This is a genomic window from Kitasatospora sp. NPDC086801 (assembly GCF_044745805.1).
GTDB lineage: Bacteria > Actinomycetota > Actinomycetes > Streptomycetales > Streptomycetaceae > Kitasatospora.
Genome location: NZ_JBIVAX010000001.1, coordinates 213,534 through 234,925, shown reverse-complemented (window position 1 = coordinate 234,925; position 21,392 = coordinate 213,534). Strand labels below are relative to the sequence as shown.

The window sequence follows — 21,392 nt, the reverse complement described above, 5'->3', positions numbered from 1 at the left end:
CGGCTCAGCCCGGCAGGACGCCGGTCAGCCCGCCGACCAGCGGGAGGTCCCGGATGCCGCCACCCGCGCTCAGCGGGCCGGTCAGCCCGCCGGTGCCGACCGGGGCCAGGCCCTGGTCGGGCTTGACGGTCGCGCCGTTGTTGAGCACGTCGGCCGAGGAGTTCGCCCACGGGTCCAGGCGCAGGTCCTTGACCGGCGCGATCCCGTAGCCGAGGCCGGAGGTCGTCCCGTTCAGCGCCTGGCCGACATCGGTCTTCGCCAGCTTGGCCGGGCCCGAGGCGGGGGCCGAATCGGTCGTGGTGGCGGCCTGCGCCGAGCCGGCGCCGAGCAGCACCGTGGCGCCGACGGCGACGACCAGGCAGGCCCCGCTCTTCTTCGAAACCATGCGGATCACCCTTCGGTGGATCGGGGGCCGGACGGCCACCGGCCGCCCGGGGATGCCGAACTGCCCCCCGGCCGGCTGGTCGGGGGGCAGTACGGCCGGAATGCGTGCCGATCGGGGATCAGCAGTCGTCCGCGGGCTGCGGGTGGATCTCCGCGTTGGCGCAGCTGTTGCCGAAGGCCGGGTTCAGCAGGCCGATGACGTTGATGGAGTTGCCGCACAGGTTGACCGGGATGTGCACCGGGATCTGGACCTGGTTGCCGGAGACGACACCGGGGGAGCCGGCGGCCACGCCCTCGGCGCCGGAGCTGGCGGCGGCGGAGCCGGCCGCGCCGAGCACCAGGCCGGCAGCGGCGGCGGACAGGACAGCGGCCTTCTTCACGTTCTGCATGGGGGTTGATCTCCTCGATCACACACGGGTGGAGCGTGCCGCGCCCCGGCGTCGCGGGGCGCGGCACGGGCTCGGTGAATCAGCTGTCGCCGGTGCGGCGACGGCGGGTTCAGCCGACGTTGGCGCAGTTGTTGCCGAACGCCGGGTTCAGGATGCTGACGACGCCGATGGAGTTGCCGCAGACGTTCAGCGGGATGTGCACCGGGATCTGGATCTGGTTGCCGGAGAGCACGCCGGGGGAGCCGGCGGCCACGCCCTCGGCGCCGGAGCTGGCGAACGCACCGCCGGCGGCACCGAGGACCAGACCGGTGGCGGCCAGGGACAGGACGGCTGCCTTCTTGAAGTTACGCATGTCTTTCCTCCGTTTTCTGCCCGACGGATGGGAAATGTCGGGAGCGGGGCGAGCACGAATACTCACCCGCTGGCTTCTGGGATTGCCGTGATTGTCACTCCGGCGGCGCACACCGGCGTGTTTCGCCCATGGCTCGGGCGTCGACGCGGCCGCCGCGTTGTTCCAGCACCTCGCGAACAATTCCCACACGGCCGGGAGCGGTTCGGGCGGAGGTGCGACCAGGGGAATTCCCGGTCAGGCGCTGAGGCAGCTATCGCCGAACGCCGGGTTCAGGAGGCCCACCACGTCGACCGAGTTGCCGCACACGTTGAGCGGGATGTGCACGGGCACCTCCACCGAGTTGCCCGAGACCGCGCCGGCCGAGCCGGCCGCGACACCTTCGGCGGACGCGCCGTGCAGGTGGTGGGCGGACGCGACGCCGGCACCGGCGGCGAGCAGTGCGGCGCTGGCCGCGGTGCCGACGACGCCGTGGGCGAGCTTGCGCATGGGCGGTACTCGATTCGTGTTGTAGGGCCGGGTGGATCGTGTTCCGCCAGAGAGAACGAGGCACCGCGCGAGGGGAAACGGTCCGGTCCGCTGATCACCCGAATGCCGGTCGCCGTCTTCGTTGGGCCGGATGGGTGACAGTGCGTCCACCGTCGCAACCGGTCCGGGTGGGTCTCGTTCTTGATGTCGCACTCCCCGTGCATCTCTGTATGAACAGTCAGGAGGCTCGTATGAGCATCAAGAAGACCGCCGCCGTCGGCGCGGCCGTGGTGGGCATCGTGGCCGCCGGCGCCGGCACCGCGATGGCCAGCTCCGGCGCCGAGGGTGTCGCCGCGGGTTCCCCCGGCGTCATCTCGGGCAACCAGGTTCAGGTTCCGGTTCACGTTCCGGTCAACCTGTGCGGCAACACCATCGACATCATCGGTCTGCTGAACCCGGCGTTCGGCAACCACTGCGCCAACCTGGGCTGATCCTGTCCCCGGTTCGGCCGGTGCGAGCCGCCGTTCCGCGCTTCCCTCCTGGGGCGCGGGGCGGCGGCTCTCCGCATGTCCGGGGGTGTGTCGGGGCGTCAGGTTCCGGAGCCGCCACAAGCCTTGTTGCGTTACTTGTCAGTACCTAGAATATGAGACCTGCTCACCTTTCTTGCTCCGCGCCGCTCGGCGCCCCGGCCGGGCGGCCCCCACCCCCCGCAAGGAGTCGCGTGTGATCAGGTCCCGACTGACAGCGGCGCGGCGCGCCCGGACGGTGGCGCGCCGCTCCCCGTACGGCGCGCTGCTCGCCGCCGGCGCCCTCGTCGCCACCCTCGGCCTGGCCGGCGCCCCCGCCGCCCTCGCCGATCCCGCCCCCGCGGCCGGCGCCACCAGCCCGGCCGCGATCGTCGCCCTCGGCGACAGCGCCATCTCCGGGGAGGGCGCCGGCACGGACACCAACGACGGCTACTTCCCGGAGACCGACAGCCCCACCAACTACTGCCACCGGCACCCCAAGTCGGAGATCTTCGTCACCGACATCCCCGGGGTCACCCCGGTCGACCTCGCCTGTTCCGGCGCCCAGACCGGCGACCTGGTCAGCGACCCCGAACTCGCCAAGGTCACCGGCTCCGGCAGCGGCGACTTCGGCGAGCCCAAACAGGACGTCAAACTCGCCGACGTGGCGGGCAAGTACGACGTGAAGATGGTCGTCGTCACGATCGGCGCCAACGACGACTTCGACTTCAGCGGGATCATGATGCACTGCCTCGCGCAGTACTTCCCGATCCCCAAGGACCAGGGCTGCCGCGACACCATCGGCAGCGACGAGATCGTCCAGCGCGCCAAGCGGGTCCAGCCCAAGGTCGTCGCCGCGCTCCAGAACATCCGCCGGACCATGCGGAAGGCGGGCTACGCCGACTCCGCGTACCAGCTGGTCTACCAGTCGTACTTCAATCCGATCACCCCGGACATCCGGCACAACGACTACCTCGGCAAGGTCGCCGACGGCTGCCCGGCCTTCCCCGAGGACCTCGCCTGGGGCCACAACTGGGTGGTGCCGACCTTCAGCGACGCGCTGCGCGGCGCCGCCGAACAGGTGCCCGGGGTGCGCTACCTCGACCAGCGGCGGGTCGCCTTCGGGCACGAGGTCTGCGCGGAGTGGACCAGTTCCCCGTACGAGTACACCAACGGGGACGTCATCAACCTCGCCGAGTGGGCGCGCAACGGCTGCGACTCGCAGATCGGCATCCCCGGGCTGTGCATGAACATGGTCCGCCAGTCGTACCACCTGCGGGTGGCCGGCTACCGGGGCGAGGGCGTCTGCCTCGGCCAGTTCTTCGCCCAACCCGGACTGGCGCAGGCCTACTGCACGCTCAACCAGCAGAACACCACCGCCATCCAGCCGCTCACCCCCGGGCAGCCGTTCGCGGACGTCCCCGAGGACGGCTCCTGGTACCAGCTCACCAACGCGGGCACCGGCAACGCGCTCGACCTCTCCGGCGGCGGCACCTACGGCGACTCCACCAACGGCCGGGCCGCCATCACCTATCCCGCCACCGGCGGGCTCAACCAGTCCTTCGTCCTGGAGGCCAAGGCCGGCGGCAGCTACGAGCTCGACTTCAGCGGCAACCGGGACATGTGCCTGGACGCCAACGCCGCCTCCACCGCCCCCGGCACCCGCATCCAGCAGTGGCGCTGCAACGGCGGCGGCAACCAGCACTGGGTCCTCAAGCCGGCCGGCGGCGGCCGCTACAAGATCGCCGACTCCCAGGACCCGACCAAGGTGATCGCCCCCGGCGCCACCCTCGACGCCAAGGGCAACCCCGTCGCCGAACTCACCGCCGACACCGGCGCCGCCGCCCAGCTCTGGCAGCTCACCAAACTCGGCATCGTCCACCTCCACAGCTGACCCCCCTCACCCCGTCGCCGCCCCCACCGACCGGGTGGGGGCGGCGACAGGTTTTTCGGGGCGGGCGGGCGTTCGCGGGGCGGATGGGGGCGTGCCGTAGGCTCACCTGAAAAATCGCTGCGCCGTAGCCGCGCGGACCACCAGCGGGGCGGGGAGTACCCAGAGCAGATGAGCACGGCATCGAGCACCGAGTCGTCCAGCACCGAGCCCGGTGCTCCCGTGGCACCGGAGACGGAGCGGTCCGAGGAGCGCTCCGAGGAGCGGGCGGGCCGGGGGCCCGGCCGGTTCGGTGCCCTGGTGGACCGCTTCGCGCCCGCGCTCGGGGCGTACGCGGTGGTCAAGGCCACCGGCCTCACGGTCTTCATGCTGCTGCTGTCGCACACCGGGGACTACCTCAAGAAGAACCCGGGCCGCGGCGGCGGGGCCCAGCCGTGGGACGTACTGGGCACCTGGGACGGCGTCTGGTACCAGCGGATCGCCGAGAACGGCTACGACCCGCAGCTGATCCCGCTGCACGGCTGGCCGCTGGCCACCTACTACGAGAACTCGGCCGCCTTCTTCCCGCTCTACCCGTGGCTGATGAGGCTGGTCGGCGCGGTCACCGGGCTCGGCCCGTACGGCTCCGGGATCGTCGTCTCGGTGGTCGCCTCGCTCGTCGCGGCGGCGGGGATCTTCGCGATCGCGGAGCGGCTCGGCGGCTTCCGGGCGGGTGTGATCGCCGCGGTGATCTGGGGCCTGTTCCCGGGGTCGGGCGTGGAGTGGGCGGTCTACTCGGACTCGCTGTTCGTCGCGCTGTCCGCCTGGGCCTGCTACTGCGTGATGACCCGCCACTGGCTGACGGCCGGGGTGCTGGCGCTGGTGGCGGGCCTCAACCGGCCGACCGCCGCCGCGCTGATCGCCGCGGTGTCGATCGCCGCGCTGGTGGCGCTGATCCGGCGCACCGACGGGGTGGCCCGGCCGCTGACCGCGATGCTGATCACCCCGTGGGGCCTGATCGGGTACGTCGCCTGGGTCGGCTACCGGATGGGCGACTGGGGCGGCTACTTCAAGCTGCAGCAGGGCGCCTGGAACCGCTACTTCGACGGCGGCGCCTCGACCGTCCGCACGATCATGGACGTGATCACCGGGCACTGGGACTTCTGGCAGTCCAACCCCGCCCCGGACCTGATCGCGATCGCCCTGCTGATCTCCCTGCCCGGCCTGCTGGTGCTGCTGTGGCGTGCCCGGCCGCCGCTGGTGCTGGTGGTCTACACGGCGCTCACCATCGCCACCGCGCTGAGCAGCAACCAGATCTTCGGCAACATCTCGCGCTACCTGCTGCCGGCCTTCCCGCTGTTCATCGGCCTGGCGGTGGCGCTGCGCCGGGTGCGGACGTCCTCGCTGGTCGGCTTGTTCGCGATGCCGGTGGTGGCGGCGGGCTGGTACGCGGGGTATGCGCTGTTCGAGTTGGGTATCCCGTAGACCCGAGGTTGGTTGCCAACGGGATCATCCGGCAGCGGACGGGCCGTTGCTAACCTCGGACGTATGACGACGACCCCGCCCGTGCGCCAGATCCGCGACATCTCCGGCCTGCTGGACCACGCGAGCCACGTGCTGGCGACCCGGATGGCGGCCGCCTTCACCGAGCTCGGGATCACCCCGCGCGCCTACTGCGTGCTGTTCCACGCGCAGGAGACCGAGCGCACCCAGATCCAGCTGGCCGAGCTGTCGGACCTCGACAAGACCACCATGGTGGTCACCGTGGACGAGTTGGAGAAGGCCGGCCTGGCCGAGCGCCGCCCGTCCGCGACCGATCGCCGGGCCAGGATCATCTTCGTCACCGAGGCGGGCGAGCGCGCCGTCGAGCGGGGCACCGCGATCGCGGACCGGGTGCACCGGGAGGTGCTGGAGTCACTGCCGGGCCCGGAGGGGGAGGTGTTCGTGTCGGCGTTGACGCGCCTGGTGGACGGGTACCTGGCGGAGCCGGTGGAGAGCGAACGGACGGTCCGGCGGGCGCGTCGCGCCCGGGGCTGAGTCATGGCCCGATCATGATCCCGAGATAGATAGTCTCGAACAAAACAATCTGATAGCGTCTCGCCCGGTACTCGACGAACCGGGAGACCCGCCATGACCGCGCACGCCCCGACCGCCCCTGCCCCGACCACCCCTGTCTCGGCCGCGCCCGCCCCGCCCGCACCGGCCCCGGCGCCCCCGGCCCCCGCCCGCTCCCGCGCGCTCGCCCTGGCGGTGCTCTGCGCGGGAATGCTGATGATCATCCTGGACGGTTCGATCGTCACCGTGGCCCTGCCGGCCATCCAGCAGGACCTCGGCTTCTCGCCCGCCGGCCTGACCTGGACCGTCAACGCCTACCTGATCGCCTTCGGCGGCCTGCTCCTGCTCGCCGGACGGCTCGGCGACCTGATCGGCCGCAAGCGGGTCTTCGTCGCCGGGCTCACCGTCTTCACCGCCGCCTCGCTGCTCTGCGCGGTCGCCCCCGGCCCCGGCCCGCTCATCGCCGCCCGCTTCCTCCAGGGCATCGGCGGCGCGCTGGCCTCTTCGGTCAGCCTCGGCATGATCGTCACGCTCTTCCCCGAGCCGCGCGAACGGGGCCGCGCGATCGGCGCGTTCAGCTTCGTCGGCGCGGCCGGCGCCTCGATCGGGCAGGTGCTCGGCGGGGTGCTCACCGAGGCCCTCGACTGGCACTGGATCTTCCTGATCAACCTGCCGCTCGGCCTCGCCGCCGTCCTGCTCGCCGTCCGGGTGCTGGAGGCCGAACGCGGCCCGGGCCTGCGGGCCGGCGCCGACGCCCTCGGTGCCGCGCTGATCACCGCCGCCCTGATGCTCGGCGTCTACACCATCGTCGGCACCGGTGAGCACGGCTGGGGCTCCGCCCGCACGCTCGGCCTCGGGGCGCTCACCCTCGCCCTGCTGGCCGCGTTCCTGCTGCACGAGTCGCGGACCGCCCACCCGCTGCTGCCGCTGCGGATGTTCCGCTCCCGCACCGTCGCCGGCGCCAACCTGGTCCAGGTCCTGGCCATCTCCGGGATGTTCGCGTTCCAGATCCTGGTCGCCCTGTACGCGCAGAACGTGCTCGGCTACGGCGCCGCCGCCACCGGTCTCGCGATGCTGCCGGCGGCGGTTGCCGTCGGCGCGGTGTCGCTGCTGCTCTCCGCCCGGTTGAGCGCCCGGTTCGGCGAGCGCGCGGTGCTGCTCGCCGGCCTCGCCCTGCTGGTCGCGGCGCTGGGCCTGCTGGTCCGGCTACCGGCCGACGCCGACTACGTCGTCCACCTGCTGCCGACCATGCTGCTCATCGGGGGCGGGGGCCTGGTGCTGTCCGCGCTCGCGGTGCTGGGCATGTCGGGCGCCGGACCGGCGGACGCGGGCACCGCCTCGGGCCTGTTCAACACCACCCAGCAGATCGGCGCCGTGCTCGGCGTCGCCGTCCTCACCACCCTCGCCAACGGTCGTACCGCTGCCCTGGCCGCGGCCGGGCACTCCACCGCGGACGCCCTGACCGGTGGCTTCCGGCTCGCCTTCGCGACCGCCGCCGGCCTGCTCGCCGCGGCGCTGCTGCTGGCGGCAGTGGTCCTGCGGCCGACCGGCCGCAGGAATTGACGCAAGGTCAAACCGCTTCGCCCCGGCCGCTGTTCAGCGATCGGGGTGAAGGGCTGGGCGAAGGGTCACGGCCAGACCAGGCAGTACAGCTGGTGCCCGGCGTCGTGCAGCCGGTTGGCGAAGTCCTGCCACTCGTGCAGCATGCTGTAGATCACGAAGGCGTCGCGCGGTCCGCGCCGGTCGGGGACGGTGGACCAGATGAAGGCGGCGGCGCCGAGTTCGGTCTCGTCGGCCTTGCGGAGCGGTTCGACGACGTTCTGCGGGAGTTGGACGACGGCGTAGTCGGGGTGCAGCACGACGAGTTCCAGCGGCGGGACCTGGTGCAGCGGGACGCCCTGGATGCCGGTGAGGACCATGGCGCTCATGGTCTCCGGCTTGATCTTGGTGGAGAGGTGGCCGTTGGGGGAGCCGCTGGTCTCCATCAGGTCGCCGAGCCGCCCGAGCGAGCCGAGTTCGCCGGCGTCCAGGCCGAGCCCGCCGGGGCCGAGGGCGGTGGGGACTCTGGCGGCGGTGGCGCGGTCCGGAGCGCCGAAGTACTTGTACGTCACCCCCATGCGTCCCTCACCCCGCCTCTCGCCGCCGCGGCGGCCACGACCCGTACCCGCTCCCGTACCCCCGCGTGCGGTTTCGGCGGGCCTGCGGGAGCCCCCCGCGGCCTCGTCGTAGCCGTCCTGCGCCTCGGACACTCGGACCATCCTCACCGGAATTCGCCGGAATCGACAGACCCCCGCACGTCCGGCGTCCCTCCGGACGTGCTCCTTACCCGTCATGCGCCGCCGTACCCACTCGCGGTACGCGGCAGTCCTCTCCACACCCCTGCACACAACCGGAACGCCTGCGCACTCTGCGTGCACAGTCTGACTGGTCCGTGCTCCGGAGCAGTCAGCGACCCCTGCTGTACGGACAACCGTACAGACAACGGTGCCCGGATCATCGTTCCAGATGATCGGGTCCGACATGCAGAGCTCAAGGACACGATTTGAGACCATGTCTTCCGTGAGCTACCCCTACGAAGCCCCCCAGTCCCAGTCGCTGTTCGACCGCGCCTCCGTCGTGACGCCCGGCGGCGTCAACTCCCCGGTGCGCGCCTTCCGCGCGGTCGGCGGCACGCCGCGCTTCATGGTGTCCGGTACCGGCCCCTACCTCACCGACGCCGACGGCCGCGAGTACGTCGACCTGGTGTGCTCGTGGGGCCCGATGATCCTCGGCCACGCGCACCCCGCGGTGATCGACGCCGTCCAGCGGGCGGTCACCCGCGGCACCTCCTTCGGCACGCCCGGCCAGGGCGAGGTCGAGCTGGCCGAGGAGATCGTCGGCCGGGTCGCCCCGGTCGAGCAGGTCCGCCTGGTCTCCTCCGGCACCGAGGCGACCATGTCCGCGATCCGGCTGGCCCGCGGCTTCACCGGGCGCGCGAAGGTGGTGAAGTTCGCCGGCTGCTACCACGGCCACGTGGACGCCCTGCTGGCCGCCGCCGGTTCCGGCGTGGCCACCTTCGGCCTGCCGGACACCCCGGGCGTCACCGGCGCCCAGGCCGGCGACACCATCGTGCTGCCCTACAACGACCTGGCCGCCGTCGAGCGGGCCTTCGCCGCCCACCCGGGCGAGATCGCCTGCGTGATCACCGAGGCCTCGCCCGGCAACATGGGCGTCGTCCCGCCGCTGCCCGGCTTCAACGCGGGCCTGGCCCGGCTCTGCCGGGCGAACGGCGCGCTGTTCGTCTCGGACGAGGTGATGACCGGCTTCCGCGTCTCCAAGGCTGGCTGGTACGGCCTGGAGGCGGCGAACGAGGGCTGGGCGCCGGACCTGCTGACCTTCGGCAAGGTCATGGGCGGCGGCTTCCCGGCCGCGGCCTTCGGCGGGCGCGCCGACGTGATGGCCCACCTGGCCCCGGCCGGCCCGGTCTACCAGGCGGGCACCCTGTCCGGCAACCCGGTCGCCACCGCGGCCGGCCTGGCCCAACTGCGCGGCTGCACCGACGAGGTGTACGCGACGGTGAACCGGGTCGCCGCCGAGATCTCCACCCTGGTGTCGGAGGCGCTCACCAAGGAGGGCGTCACGCACCGGCTGCAGACCGCCGGGAACATGTTCTCGGTGTTCTTCACCGAGGCCGCCGTCACCAACTACGACGAGGCCAAGACCCAGGAGGCGTACCGTTTCACCGCCTTCTTCCACGCGATGCTCGCCGAGGGCGTCTACCTGCCGCCGTCCGCCTTCGAGTCCTGGTTCGTCTCGGCGGCCCACGACGAACGGGCGATCGAGCGGATCGCCGCCGCGCTTCCGGCCGCCGCCCGCGCGGCCGCCGCGGCCACGGCCTAGGCCCCGATCCATCCCTGCGAGCCCCAGGAGTACTGAGAAGTGAGCGCCAAAGAGATCACCGTCGTCCATCTGATGCGGCACGGTGAGGTGCACAACCCGGAGGGCATCCTGTACGGGCGCCTGCCGGGCTACCGGCTGTCCGAGCTGGGCCGGGAGATGGCCGAGCGGGTCGCCGAGGACCTGGTCGGCCGGGACATCACCCACGTGGTGGCGTCCCCGCTGGAGCGGGCCCAGGAGACCGCCGGGCCGATCGCCAAGGCGCACGGCCTGGACGTCGCGGCGGACGAGCGGCTGATCGAGGCGGACAACATCTTCGAGGGCAAGACCTTCGGCGTCGGCGACGGCTCGCTGAAGAACCCGGGCTACTGGAAGTACCTCACCAACCCGTTCAAGCCCTCCTGGGGCGAGCCCTACCTCGACCAGGTGGTGCGGATGATGGGCGCGCTCGGCGCCGCCCGGGACGCCGCGCGCGGGCACGAGGCGGTCTGCGTCAGCCACCAGCTGCCGATCTGGATCGTCCGCTCCTTCGTCGAGCGCCGCCGGCTCTGGCACGACCCGCGCCGCCGGCAGTGCTCGCTGGCCTCGCTGACCAGTTTCACCTTCGAGGGCGACAGGATCGTCTCGGTCGGCTACCGCGAGCCGGCCCGCGACCTGCTGCCCGCGCACCTGATCGGCAAGGGCGGCAAGGACAAGCCGGTGGGCAAGAGCTTCGGCGCGTGAGCCTCCGAGGCCGCCGGTAAACCCCGCGTAAGTATGGCCTCGGGCCACCCGGCGAGAGCCGGGTGGCCCGACTCCGTCACAGGTCAGAGGGGGTGCGACGCGCTAGGGAGGACCCCGGCGAACCTGCCCGGAACTCCATGCGAAACTTTTCACATGTCTGCCATGGCGCGCCCCCGTCCCCGTGTCGCCGCAGCCGCCGCCACTGTCGCCGCCGCTGCGCTCGTCCTCACCGGCTGTTCCTCCTCGGGCTCGTCGGGCAGCGGCGAAGGCCAGGTCGGCTTCGTCACCGTCAAGGGGACCAACCTGTCGAAGGTGGACACCGGCAAGCGCGGGACCGCACCCGACATCTCCGGGGATACCCTGGACGGCGGGCAGACCAAGCTCTCGGACTACCGCGGCAAGGTCGTGGTGCTGAACGTCTGGGGCTCCTGGTGCGGGCCGTGCCGGGCCGAGGCGAAGAGCCTCCAGGCCGTCTCGGAGCAGTACAAGGACCAGGGCGTCCAGTTCCTCGGTGTCAACACCCGGGACAGCGACAAGACCAACGCCGTCCGCTTCGAGCAGGAGCAGGGCGTCACCTACCCGAGCATCTTCGACCCGGCCGGCACCCAGCTGCTCAAGTTCCCCAAGGGCAGCCTCAGCCTGCAGTCCCTCCCGACCACCCTGATCGTCGACCGCGACGGCAAGCTGGCCGCCCGCGCCGTCGGCGGCACGACCCAGGACGCGCTGGAGTCGATCCTCCAGCCGGTGGTCGCGGAGCAGAAGCAGTGAGCCTGCCACTACAGCTCGCCGACAACACCGGGACCCTCCAGAGCGGGGCACTGCTGGTGGCCGCGCCGATCGCGCTCGCGGCCGGGCTGGTCTCCTTCTTCTCGCCCTGCGTGCTGCCGCTCGTCCCCGGCTACCTGTCGTACGTGACCGGCTTCTCCGCCGCCGACCTCGCGGACGCCCGCGGCGCGCGGCGTGGCCGGATGCTGCTCGGGGCGGTGCTGTTCATCCTCGGCTTCACCGCGGTCTTCGTCTCGGGCGGGGCGCTGTTCGGCCAGTTCGGCGACACCCTCGTGGCACACAAGCGGGTCATCTCGATCGTGCTCGGCGCGGTGACCATCGTGATGGGCCTCGCCTTCATGGGCATCGTCCCCGGCCTGAGCATGCGCGAGGTGCGCTCCCACCGCCGCCCGGCGGTCGGCCTGGTGGGCGCCCCGCTGCTCGGCGTGGTGTTCGGCGTCGGCTGGACGCCCTGCATCGGCCCGACCCTGGCGACCGTCCAGAACCTGGCCCTGAACCAGGCCGACGCGGAGCGCGGCGCCCTGCTGATGACCTTCTACTGCCTGGGACTGGGCGTACCGTTCATCGTGGCCGCGCTGGCCTTCCGCCGGGCCCTGGGTGCCTTCGGCTGGGTCAAGCGGCACTACCCGCTCGTCATGCGGATCGGCGGCGGCATGCTCGTCGCGGTCGGTCTGCTGCTCGTCACCGGCATCTGGGACTCGACGATGAGCGAACTGCAGTCCTGGACCGCCGACTTCTCGATCGGAATCTGACCGTGAGCAAGACCACGACCGAGGCCGAGCTGCCCCCGGCGCCGGACGACGCGGCCGCCGAGCGGCTCAGCAGCGCGCCGGTCGAGTCCGAGGGCCCGACCGGCATAGGGGTGTTGGGCTGGGCGCGCTGGATGTGGCGCCAGCTGACCTCGATGCGGGTCGCGCTGATCCTGCTCTTCCTGCTGTCGCTGGCCGCCATCCCGGGCTCGCTGATCCCGCAGTACCAGAACGGTCAGGGCCTGCTCAAGGTCGAGGCGTGGAAGACGCACCACACCGCTGTCGCGCCGATCTACGAGAAGCTCCAGCTGTTCGACGTCTACAGCTCGGTCTGGTTCTCCGCGATCTACATCCTGCTGTTCGTCTCGCTGGCCGGCTGCATCGTCCCGCGCACCTGGCAGTTCGTCGGCGTGCTGCGGGCCCAGCCGCCGGCCGCGCCGCGCAACCTGACCCGGATGCCGGTCTACGCGGTCTGGCGCACCGAGGCGGACGCCGACGCGGTGAACGCCGCCGCCCACCGGCTGCTGCGCAAGCGCCGGTTCCGCGCCAACCTGGCCGGCGGCGCGGTGGCCGCCGAGAAGGGCTACCTGCGCGAGGTCGGCAACCTGCTCTTCCACATGTCGCTGTTCGCGCTGCTCGGCGGCTTCGCCTGGGCCAGCCTGGCGTCCGGCACCGGCGGCAAGCTGATGGTCGAGGGCGAGGGCTACTCCAACACCATCACCCAGCTCGACGACTTCAACGGCACGCGGTTCTACGGCACCGAGGACCTCGACCCCTTCTACCTGAAGCTGAACGGCTTCACCGCCAAGTTCCAGGACAAGGGCGACCAGATCGGCGCCGCCCGGCAGTTCACCGCGAACGTCGAGTACGCGGCGGGCGAGGACACCTCGAAGCTCAAGCAGGGCACGATCGAGGTCAACCACCCGCTGGAGATCGGCGGCAGCAAGGTCTTCCTGATCGGCCACGGCTACGCCCCGGTCATCACCGTCAAGAACGGCAAGGGCGACGTCGTCTACCGGGGCGCCGTGCCGTTCCTGCCGCAGGACAGCAACCTGACCTCGACCGGTGTCGTGAAGGTCTCCGACTACGGCGCCGGCCCGGACGGCAACCCGACCCAGATGGGCTTCTCCGGCTTCTTCCTGCCGACCGCGCCGCTGAGCTTCGAGGGCACCGGCCCGGTCTCGCTCTACCCCGGCGACGCCGCCCCCGAGCTGGTGCTGAACGCCTTCGCGGGCGACCTGGGCACCGACTCCGGCCTGCCGCAGAACATCTACCAGCTCAACGACCGGAAGCTGACCCAGCTGACCCAGGACGGCCAGCCCGCCAAGGCCCGGCTCAAGCCCGGCCAGGTCTGGGCGCTGCCGGACGACTACGGCAGCGTCACCTTCGAGGGCTACAAGCAGTGGGCCAGCTTCAACGTCTCGCACCGCCCGGGCAACACGATCGCCCTGACCGGTGCGGTGCTGGCGATCCTGGGCCTGATCGGCTCGCTGTTCGTGCAGCGCCGCCGGATCTGGGTGCGCGCGGTCGCCCTGCCGGGCGGCGGCACCCAGGTGGAGCTGGCCGGGCTGGCCCGCAGTGAGTCGGCGAAGATCGCCGACGAACTGGCCGAACTCGCGGTGGACCTCCAGGACGACGCCCCGGCGTCGGAGGACGAGGACGACGCCGCGCCCGAGGACCCCGCAGCCGAGGGCCCCGCACCTGAGGACCCCGCAGCCGAGGGCCCCGCGTCCGAGGCCGCCGCGGCTTCGGACGCACCCGCAGAACCCGCAGTCCCTGCCGACCAGAACTCCAAGGAGTAGACGGTGCATCTCGCCTCGGGGGTCGACCCACAGCTGGCCGACCTCTCCAACAAGCTGATCTATTCGGCGATGGTGGTCTACACGCTCGCCATGTTCGCCCACATGATCGAGTGGACCTTCGGCAGCAAGGGCGCCGTCGCCGTCCGCTCGAAGGAGCAGTCGGGCAGCCTGTCCGAGACCCTCGCGGCCGGGACCAAGGGCGCGAAGAAGGTCACCGTCACCGTGGCGGGGGCCGGCGGCGGCACCACCACGCTCACCCGCACCGCCCTGGCGGGCGAGGGCGCGACGGTGGTCACCAGCGGGCGCGGCGCGGACGAGGAGGACGGTCCGGGCGCGGCCGGCAACAGCGCCCGGGCCGACCTGGCCGGCCGGATCGCGGTCTCGCTCACCGTGCTGGGGGCCCTGCTGCACGCCGGCGGCATCGTCACCCGCGGTCTCTCGGTCTCCCGCTGGCCGTGGGGCAACATGTACGAGTTCTCCTGCGCCTTCGCCTTCGCCATGACGGCGGCCTACCTGGTGCTGCTGGCCTCGAAGAAGAACGTCCGCTGGCTCGGCCTGCCGGTCGTGCTCGCGGGGCTGCTGACCCTCGGCATCGCCACCACGGTGCTGTACACCGACTCCGAGCAGCTCGTCCCGGCGCTGCACTCGCCGTGGCTGGCGATCCACGTCTCGACCGCGATCTTCTGCGGCGGCGCCTTCTACGCGGCGTTCATCGCCACGCTGCTGTACCTCGGCAAGGACTCCTTCGACAAGCGGATCGCGGCCGGCCTGACCACCGGCCCGCTGGGCACCCCGGCGTCGGTCTGGCGCCGGCTGCCCGCCGCGTCCACCTTCGACAAGCTGTCCTACCGGATCAACGCCCTGGTCTTCCCGCTCTGGACCTTCACCATCATCGCGGGCGCGATCTGGGCCGAGGCGGCCTGGGGCAAGTACTGGGAGTGGGACCCGAAGGAGACCTGGTCGTTCATCACCTGGGTCGCCTACGCCTGCTACCTGCACGCCCGCGCGACGGCCGGCTGGAAGGGCCGCAAGGCGGCCTACCTGGCGCTGGCGGCCTTCGCCTGCTGGCTCTTCAACTACTACGGCGTGAACATCTTCGTCACCGGCAAGCACTCCTACGCGGGGATCTGACCGGGGCACACAGTCACCCACCGGCCCGGCTCTCCGCAGAAGGTAGCCGGGCCGAGGTGCGACAGGGGTAGTTCGTGCCGGCCGTCGGCCGGTACGGGGAGGAACGAGGAGGAAATCGCGCAATGGAGTGCGACGAGGTCATGCTGACCGTCCGAATCACCGCCGCCGAGCGCACGTTGCTCCGCCGGCTAGCCCAGGGACACCGCAGCGACGTGTCCGAGGTGGTGGCCGACGGGCTGCTGGACATCATCCCCACGCTCAGCTCGCCGGGGGACGCCTACCGCCTGCTGGGCGCCCTGGCGACGCCGGCGCCGTGCGCGCTGACGGTCTGGCTGCCGACCCCGCTGGCCGATCTGCTGGTGCCCGGCGCGGCGCGGATCGCGCAGGTCACCGAGGTCCGGATCGAGTCGGCCAGCGCGATGCTGGGCGCGGCGCTGCGGCTCTGGCTGGCCCAGGACCCGGTCCGGCTGGCCACCAACCTCAGCGTGATGCACGCCGGTCGGCCGCCGGCGCTGGTCGCCGCTTAGGCCCCGTCCGGCCGAGGGAAGGCCGTTCAACTGGCCATCGGCAGCCGGGGGCTGCCGGTGGCCAGGCCGGTGGAGCGGCCGTCGAAGGCCTCCCGCCGGGCGGGTACCGTCGGCGTCCCGGCCGGTCTGTCACCCGATCTGTCGTCCGGTCTGTCACCCAGCCTGTCCGCCGGTCCGTCGGCGGGTCCGTCGAGCGGTTCGGTGAGCAGCCAGCAGTCGGCCGCCGTCCGCCCGTCCTGGACCAGCAGCACCCGGACGGGCAGCCGGCGGCCGTCCGGCGCCTGTTCGTGGACCGCCTGGACCAGGCAGGGCCGGTCCAGCTCGATGTAGTGGTCGAAGGAGGTCACCAGCTCGACCGGCACCACTGGTTCGGGGTGGCGCAGCCGCTGGGCGGCCTGCCGGGCGGCCTCCAGCACCAGCATCCCGGGCACGTGGTCCAGCTCGTGGTCGAACAGCACCGGGTGCCCGGCGTCGGTGCGCAGCAGCCAGGTGTCGGGCCGCAGGGTGGGGCTGAGCACGACGTCCGCGGGCTGTGCGCGGCCGACGAGTTCGGGCGCGGTGGGCGCGGGCGGCCGGGGCAGGGCGGCGGCCCGCCGCTCGGGGCCGCGCAGCCGGGCGTAGGAGGCGGGGGAGATGACCCGCAGCTGGCCGGAGCCGTGGCCGATCGGGCGGTCGTCCCGGGATATGTCGATGTGCACCCGCAGCGAGACCAACCGGCCGTGCCGCATCCGGACGTCCTCGCAGCCGACCGCGAGCATCAGCGAGGCCGGCCCGGTGGTGACGGCCAGGCCGCGCAGCCCGTCCGGGCCGAGCGCGTAGGAGAGGTCCTCCATGACGAACTGGTGGCCGCGCGGCACCCCGAAGCCGGCGTGGCCGATCAGCAGTCCGGCCTGCCGGATGGTCTCGGCCATCAGCACCGGGTCGTGGAAGCGGTCCCCGGGCAGGCGGTAGAAGCCGTGCAGCCGGGGCCACTGGGCGCCGAGCAGGAAGTCGTACGGGCCGGTGGCCTGCCAGCCGGTGAGGAACACCTCGGACACCGAGGTGCGGTGCACCAGGTGGCGGGAGACGGTCCGCTCGTGGAAGTCGTAGCCGGGCCCGGGGTGGGCGTACGGACCGTGGGCGTCCGGCTCTACGATCAATGGCATGACGGGCCCTACTCCAGGGTGGCGGTCGAGCGGCCGGTACGGCCGCCTGAAACAAAACATACAGACCACCCGGTTTCTCTTCTGCGTCTGGGGTGGCCCCTGCCGCGCAGCCCGACGCGACCACGCTACCCGGCCCCTGGACTGGGGTAATGGCTGCCCGGGGGGTGGCAGACCTCGGGCGGGGGTGCTCCCCGCTGGACGGCGGGGTCGGCCGAGGAGCTAGATTAGATACCAACCATGCGGTTTCGGTCGGCGCCGTCCGCATGCGAGGCGTCGCCCCCCACCGGCGGCGCGCTGACAGCAGCCGGGCGGGCGGGGGGAAACGCGTCCGGCCGAGTCCGGAGGGGCCCAGTGGTCAAGCAGGAACGAGCGGGGCGGACCAGGCGTGCCGTGCTGCTCGCCGCGGCGGACACGTTCGCCGGCGTGGGCTTCGAGGCCGCCAGCCTGGTCGATATCAGCCGCCGGGCCGGGGTGAGCAAGGGCGCCCTCTACTTCCACTTCGTGTCCAAGCAGGCCCTCGCCGACGGCGTGCGCGCCGCCGCCGGGCGCGAGATCGGCTCGGCCGCGCTGCGGGCCCTGCGCTCCGGCGGACCGGCCCTCCAGGGCCTGATCGACTTCTCGCACGAACTCGCCCGGCTGCTGCGCGAGGACGTGATGGTCCGGGCCGGCGTCCGGCTCGGCCGCCAGGGCCAGCCCCGGGCCGACACCCCGGACGGCCCGCCCGGTGCGGACGCCGCCTGGCGCAGCCTCACCGCCGTCGTCCACCGCCTGCTGGACCGCGCCGCCGAGGCCGGCGAGCTGCGCCCCGGGCTGGACCGCCGGGCCGCCGCCGAACTGCTCACCGCGGTGGCGGCAGGCCAGGTGCTGCTGGGCGCCGAGGAGACCGACCGGCCCGGGCCGGAGGCCGTCGGCAGGCTCTGGGCGGCCGCGCTGCCGGCCCTGGTGGCGGCGGAGCACTGCGCCGGCTACCGGCTCTGAGCGCTCCCGGACGAAGCGCCCCGGGACAGGTCCAGGGGGCTCCCTAGGAGTGCACCCGTTCGGCGACGCTCAGCCGGGCGAGCGCGTGCGGCTGGACCAGGCCGGGCAGCACCAGCGTCCACAGGTCGGACATCCGCTGGATCAGGTCCCGCCGGTCGGTCAGCACCTGGGAGCTCAGCTGGATCCCGGTGACGGCCCCGGTGATCACCCCGGCGGCGGCCGCCAGGTCGATCCCCGGGTGGAGGTCCCCGGCGTCCCGGGCGCGTTCCAGCAGCCCGCGGGCCACGTCGGACCAGCCCTGGTAGGCGGCGATCTGCGGCTGGGTGAAGCTGCCGTGCTCGATCGTCAGCCGGATGCTGCCGCGCACCAGCGGGTCGTCCTGGAGGGCGTGGGCGAAGGCGTACCCGAGGTCGATCAGGGTCTGCACCGGGCTGTCCGAGGACGGCTGCCAGGTGCCCAGCCAGGCGCCCTGCCCCTCGATGACGGCGAGCGCCAGCTCCTCCTTGGAGCGGAAGTGGAAGTACAGCGCGCCCTTGGTGACACCGGCCCGGTCCAGGATCTCGGACATCGTGGCGGCGGCGTAGCCCCGCTCGTCGAACACCTCGGCCGCCGCGAGGAGTACCGTCTGGCGGGTCGCCAGCGCGCGGGCCTGCCTGGCCATCGCAGCCTCCCTGGATAGTTCTGGTCCATCGGCAGCGGCCGATCCTATGGGGGCCGACGGGGCGGCGGGCCGCATACCGTCCAGTAGGTATTCTACCGAGCCGTTCCGGGGCGGAGCGGACACCCGGTGGTCGGAGCGGGCCTGGACCGCCGGACGGGGCCGCCGGGACGGCCGGACGGCCGGCCACCCGGGTGGGGTGGCCGGCCGTCGCGGGAGGTTCCGGGCCGTCAGGCGGCCTGCTGCCAGCTGACCGGCGAGTAGTAGACCGGGCGGCGCTCCAGGCGCTGCCAGTTGGCGATCGGCTCGACCTGAGCGGTCGCGGCGGCCTGCTGCGCGACGGCCGCCCGGGCCATCAGCACGGCGGTGAGGGCGGCCAGCTCCTCGTCGGAGAGCGAGCCGCGGACGATACGGACGAGGGGTTCGGCGGAAGCGGTCATGGTCTGGTTTCTCCCCCGGTGGCTTGTGGTGTGTGGTGGTCGCTCGGAACTGCGTGCTGCGGGCCGCGCGTGGCGCGGGCGTTACATCGGCGGGTTGCCGTGCTTGCGGCTGGGCAGGTCGGCGTGCTTGGTGCGGAGCATGGCCAGGGCGGAGGCGATCACCTGGCGGGTCTCGGCGGGGTCGATGACGTCGTCGACGAGGCCGCGTTCGGCCGCGTAGTACGGGTGCATCAGTTCGTTCTTGTATTCCTTGATCTTCTGGGCGCGCATGGCGTCGGGGTCTTCGGCGGCGTTGATGTCGCGGCGGAAGATGACGTTGGCGGCGCCTTCGGCGCCCATGACGGCGATCTCGTTGGTGGGCCAGGCGTAGGAGAGGTCGGCGCCGATGGAGCGGGAGTCCATGACGATGTAGGCGCCGCCGTAGGCCTTGCGGAGGATGAGCTGGATGCGGGGCACGGTGGCGTTGCAGTAGGCGTAGAGGAGTTTGGCGCCGTGGCGGATGATGCCGTCGTGCTCCTGGTCGACGCCGGGGAGGAAGCCGGGGACGTCGAGCATGGTGACGAGGGGGATGTTGAAGGCGTCGCACATCTGGACGAAGCGGGCGGCCTTCTCGCTGGCGTTGATGTCGAGGACGCCGGCGAGGGACTGGGGCTGGTTGGCGATGATGCCGGTGACGTGGCCGTCGATGCGGGTGAGGACGCACAGGACGTTGGTGGCCCAGCGTTCGTGGACTTCGAGGTATTCGCCGTGGTCGACGATCTCCTCGATGACCTTGCGCATGTCGTAGGGGCGGTTGCCGTCGGCGGGGACGAGGTCGAGGAGGGTGTCGTTGCGGCGCTCGACGGGGTCGTCGTTGACGGCGGGGGGCGGCATCTCGCGGTTGTTCTGGGGGAGCAGGGAGAGGAGGTAGCGGACTTCCTCGATGCAGGACTGCTCGTCGTCGTAGACGAAGTGGGAGACGCCGGAGATGCCGGCGTGGACGTCGGCGCCGCCGAGGCCGTTCTGGCTGATCTTCTCGCCGGTGACGGCCTGGACGACGTCGGGTCCGGTGATGAACATCTGGGAGGTCTCGCGGACCATGAAGACGAAGTCGGTGAGGGCGGGGGAGTAGGCGGCGCCGCCGGCGCAGGGGCCGAGCATGACGGAGATCTGCGGGATGACGCCGGAGGCCCTGGTGTTGCGCTGGAAGATGCCGCCGTAGCCGGCGAGGGCGGTGACGCCTTCCTGGATGCGGGCGCCGGCGCCGTCGTTGAGGGAGACCAGCGGGGCTCCGGCCGCGATGGCCATGTCCATGATCTTGTGGATCTTCTGCGCGTGGGCCTCGCCCAGCGCACCGCCGAAGATCCGGAAGTCGTGCGCGTAGGTGAAGACGGTCCGCCCGTGCACGGTGCCCCAGCCGACGATCACGCCGTCGGTGTGCGGCTTCTTCGCCTCCAGGCCGAAGCCCTGGGCGCGGTGCCGGCGCAGCGGCTCGACCTCGTGGAAGGAACCCTCGTCCAGCAGCAGGTCGATGCGCTCGCGGGCGGTCAGCTTGCCCTTCGCGTGCTGGGCCTCGGTGGCCTTCTCGCTGGGGCCGCGCCGCACCTTCTCGCGCAGTTCGTGCAGCTCGGCGACCCGCCCGCGGGCGTCGGCCGCGACCTCGGGGACCTCGCCGTCGACTGGCGCCTCATGCACAACCGTCATCTCGAACCACTCCAAGGGTGAGGGAACTGTCCGACAGCCAACGTCTGCTGTGCCCCCGGCTGCGAATCACTTTCTTCACTTATGACTGTACGAGGGGCCGTGCGTTGGTTTCGGCGTCGATTCCGTACAAGGTCGGGTCCGTTTAGATGTCAGGCCTGCACAGAAGCGGTGGTCCCGAAGCCGGAGCGTTGGGTGTCCGTTCGAATACCGGGGGTTGTCGGGCAGGTGATGGTCCGATGATCTGAGCATGAAGAAAAGCGCAGGTCAGGGCCGTCGTTCAGTAATGTAGGGCGGCTCTCTTGCGCTTTGCTCAAGCTCCGCTCAAGCCAGGCCGGGCGGCGGTGCGGATCCGTGCTAGGGGGCGCCCAGTCGTAGGGAAGCGCCAAAAACGCCACAGCCCACCCGATGTCGTCCGGGTGGGCTGTCCGGGGGATCCCCCCAGTGGCTCCGATCAGCTCTTTCGGCCGTCCTCCGGCTCGTCCTCGCCCCGCAGCTCCTGCTCGCGGCGGCGCAGATCGGCCTCCCACTGCTTCAGCATGTCCTCGTGATCCTTGTTGCTCTTCTTCAATGAGGCGAGGAATTCGGGGTCGTCGTCGGGTGCGAGCGGGCGGCCGTCGCGCCGGACCGGCTGCCCGGGGAGGCCGTCGTCGTCGCCGGGCGCCCCGGTCCGCAGGAGGCCGCGCTGCTTGCCGGCCACCAGCCAGGCGATCGGGCCCACCGGCGGGAACAGCAGCACGATGAGCACCCACACCGGCTTGGGCAGGTGCTTCACCTGGTCCTCGGGCGTGGTCAGGCAGTCGATGAACGCCCACACCCAGAGCGCGAGCGGAACGATGATGGTCAGAAGAATTCTCAGCACGGCGGCGATCTCCC

At 71.9% G+C, this 21,392-nt stretch carries 23 protein-coding genes; 13 read left to right on the top strand and 10 right to left on the bottom strand.

The window, feature by feature from the left end; genetic code table 11:
- Positions 1-4: 4 nt before the first annotated feature.
- From ACIPLC_RS01140 to ACIPLC_RS01125, 4 genes are all read right to left on the bottom strand, one after another.
- On the bottom strand, positions 5-385 hold the full coding sequence (locus ACIPLC_RS01140; protein ID WP_400469515.1) for a hypothetical protein: 381 nt from the start codon (positions 383-385) through the stop codon (positions 5-7).
- A 118-nt stretch (positions 386-503) separates the two neighbouring features.
- Complete coding sequence (locus ACIPLC_RS01135) at positions 504-773, bottom strand: chaplin (RefSeq protein ID WP_400469512.1); 270 nt, start codon at positions 771-773, stop codon at positions 504-506.
- 109 nt (positions 774-882) lie between these two features.
- Complete coding sequence (locus ACIPLC_RS01130) at positions 883-1,125, bottom strand: chaplin (protein ID WP_400469509.1); 243 nt, start codon at positions 1,123-1,125, stop codon at positions 883-885.
- Between the two features lie 234 nt (positions 1,126-1,359).
- The gene (locus tag ACIPLC_RS01125; RefSeq protein ID WP_400469507.1) at positions 1,360-1,611 is read right to left on the bottom strand and encodes a chaplin; all 252 of its coding nucleotides are present in this window, start codon (positions 1,609-1,611) and stop codon (positions 1,360-1,362) included.
- A 230-nt stretch (positions 1,612-1,841) separates the two neighbouring features.
- Here ACIPLC_RS01125 and ACIPLC_RS01120 point away from each other — a divergent pair, with 230 nt between their 5' ends.
- The 5 genes from ACIPLC_RS01120 to ACIPLC_RS01100 all read left to right on the top strand — a co-directional run bounded on the left by ACIPLC_RS01120 (position 1,842) and on the right by ACIPLC_RS01100 (position 7,584).
- Positions 1,842-2,081 carry a chaplin gene (locus tag ACIPLC_RS01120; RefSeq protein ID WP_363587791.1) on the top strand — a complete coding sequence of 80 codons (240 nt, stop codon included), beginning with the start codon at positions 1,842-1,844 and terminating at the stop codon, positions 2,079-2,081.
- Positions 2,082-2,313: 232 nt separating this feature from the next.
- Positions 2,314-3,990: an RICIN domain-containing protein gene (locus tag ACIPLC_RS01115; protein ID WP_400469504.1), complete on the top strand. Its 1,677-nt coding sequence runs from the start codon at positions 2,314-2,316 to the stop codon at positions 3,988-3,990.
- 168 nt (positions 3,991-4,158) lie between these two features.
- Positions 4,159-5,451 (top strand): glycosyltransferase family 39 protein, encoded by a 1,293-nt coding sequence (locus tag ACIPLC_RS01110; RefSeq protein WP_400469501.1) that lies wholly within the window; start codon positions 4,159-4,161, stop codon positions 5,449-5,451.
- Positions 5,452-5,514: 63 nt separating this feature from the next.
- Positions 5,515-6,003 carry a MarR family winged helix-turn-helix transcriptional regulator gene (locus tag ACIPLC_RS01105; protein WP_400469498.1) on the top strand — a complete coding sequence of 163 codons (489 nt, stop codon included), beginning with the start codon at positions 5,515-5,517 and terminating at the stop codon, positions 6,001-6,003.
- A gap of 93 nt (positions 6,004-6,096) precedes the next feature.
- A complete protein-coding gene (locus ACIPLC_RS01100) occupies positions 6,097-7,584 on the top strand; it encodes an MFS transporter (protein ID WP_400469495.1) in 1,488 nt (495 codons plus the stop codon).
- Positions 7,585-7,649: 65 nt separating this feature from the next.
- On the opposite strand, the gene ACIPLC_RS01095 is transcribed toward ACIPLC_RS01100, so the two are convergent.
- Entirely contained in the window at positions 7,650-8,138 is a 489-nt protein-coding gene (locus ACIPLC_RS01095) for a hypothetical protein (RefSeq protein ID WP_218198242.1), read from the bottom strand.
- Positions 8,139-8,571: 433 nt separating this feature from the next.
- Between ACIPLC_RS01095 and hemL the strand changes: the two genes are divergently transcribed.
- From hemL to ACIPLC_RS01060, 7 genes are all read left to right on the top strand, one after another.
- Entirely contained in the window at positions 8,572-9,900 is a 1,329-nt protein-coding gene (gene hemL / locus ACIPLC_RS01090) for a glutamate-1-semialdehyde 2,1-aminomutase (protein WP_400469492.1), read from the top strand.
- A 72-nt stretch (positions 9,901-9,972) separates the two neighbouring features.
- Positions 9,973-10,620, top strand: coding sequence for a histidine phosphatase family protein (locus tag ACIPLC_RS01085; protein WP_400470613.1), 648 nt, complete (start codon positions 9,973-9,975; stop codon positions 10,618-10,620).
- A 162-nt stretch (positions 10,621-10,782) separates the two neighbouring features.
- Positions 10,783-11,388, top strand: coding sequence for a TlpA family protein disulfide reductase (locus ACIPLC_RS01080; RefSeq protein ID WP_400469489.1), 606 nt, complete (start codon positions 10,783-10,785; stop codon positions 11,386-11,388).
- Positions 11,385-12,158 carry a cytochrome c biogenesis CcdA family protein gene (locus tag ACIPLC_RS01075; protein WP_400469486.1) on the top strand — a complete coding sequence of 258 codons (774 nt, stop codon included), beginning with the start codon at positions 11,385-11,387 and terminating at the stop codon, positions 12,156-12,158. Before ACIPLC_RS01080 ends, ACIPLC_RS01075 begins: the two co-directional genes overlap by 4 nt.
- A 2-nt stretch (positions 12,159-12,160) precedes the next feature.
- Positions 12,161-13,957: a cytochrome c biogenesis protein ResB gene (locus ACIPLC_RS01070; RefSeq protein ID WP_400469483.1), complete on the top strand. Its 1,797-nt coding sequence runs from the start codon at positions 12,161-12,163 to the stop codon at positions 13,955-13,957.
- Positions 13,958-13,960: 3 nt separating this feature from the next.
- Positions 13,961-15,088 (top strand): c-type cytochrome biogenesis protein CcsB, encoded by a 1,128-nt coding sequence (gene ccsB / locus ACIPLC_RS01065; protein ID WP_400469480.1) that lies wholly within the window; start codon positions 13,961-13,963, stop codon positions 15,086-15,088.
- A 140-nt stretch (positions 15,089-15,228) separates the two neighbouring features.
- Positions 15,229-15,615, top strand: a complete 387-nt coding sequence (locus ACIPLC_RS01060; protein ID WP_400469477.1) for a hypothetical protein — start codon at positions 15,229-15,231, stop codon at positions 15,613-15,615.
- A 26-nt stretch (positions 15,616-15,641) separates the two neighbouring features.
- On the opposite strand, the gene ACIPLC_RS01055 is transcribed toward ACIPLC_RS01060, so the two are convergent.
- Positions 15,642-16,760 (bottom strand): ScbA/BarX family gamma-butyrolactone biosynthesis protein, encoded by a 1,119-nt coding sequence (locus tag ACIPLC_RS01055; RefSeq protein ID WP_400469474.1) that lies wholly within the window; start codon positions 16,758-16,760, stop codon positions 15,642-15,644.
- A gap of 351 nt (positions 16,761-17,111) precedes the next feature.
- Between ACIPLC_RS01055 and ACIPLC_RS01050 the strand changes: the two genes are divergently transcribed.
- Entirely contained in the window at positions 17,112-17,738 is a 627-nt protein-coding gene (locus tag ACIPLC_RS01050) for a ScbR family autoregulator-binding transcription factor (RefSeq protein WP_400469471.1), read from the top strand.
- Between the two features lie 43 nt (positions 17,739-17,781).
- Here the strand turns inward: ACIPLC_RS01050 and ACIPLC_RS01045 are convergent, their stop codons facing one another.
- From ACIPLC_RS01045 to ACIPLC_RS01030, 4 genes are all read right to left on the bottom strand, one after another.
- The gene (locus tag ACIPLC_RS01045; protein WP_400469469.1) at positions 17,782-18,399 is read right to left on the bottom strand and encodes a ScbR family autoregulator-binding transcription factor; all 618 of its coding nucleotides are present in this window, start codon (positions 18,397-18,399) and stop codon (positions 17,782-17,784) included.
- 227 nt (positions 18,400-18,626) lie between these two features.
- Complete coding sequence (locus tag ACIPLC_RS01040; protein WP_400469466.1) at positions 18,627-18,836, bottom strand: acyl-CoA carboxylase subunit epsilon; 210 nt, start codon at positions 18,834-18,836, stop codon at positions 18,627-18,629.
- Positions 18,837-18,917: 81 nt separating this feature from the next.
- Entirely contained in the window at positions 18,918-20,519 is a 1,602-nt protein-coding gene (locus ACIPLC_RS01035) for an acyl-CoA carboxylase subunit beta (protein ID WP_400469463.1), read from the bottom strand.
- Between the two features lie 451 nt (positions 20,520-20,970).
- Positions 20,971-21,378, bottom strand: a complete 408-nt coding sequence (locus tag ACIPLC_RS01030; RefSeq protein ID WP_400469460.1) for a PLDc N-terminal domain-containing protein — start codon at positions 21,376-21,378, stop codon at positions 20,971-20,973.
- Between the last annotated feature and the right edge of the window lie 14 nt (positions 21,379-21,392).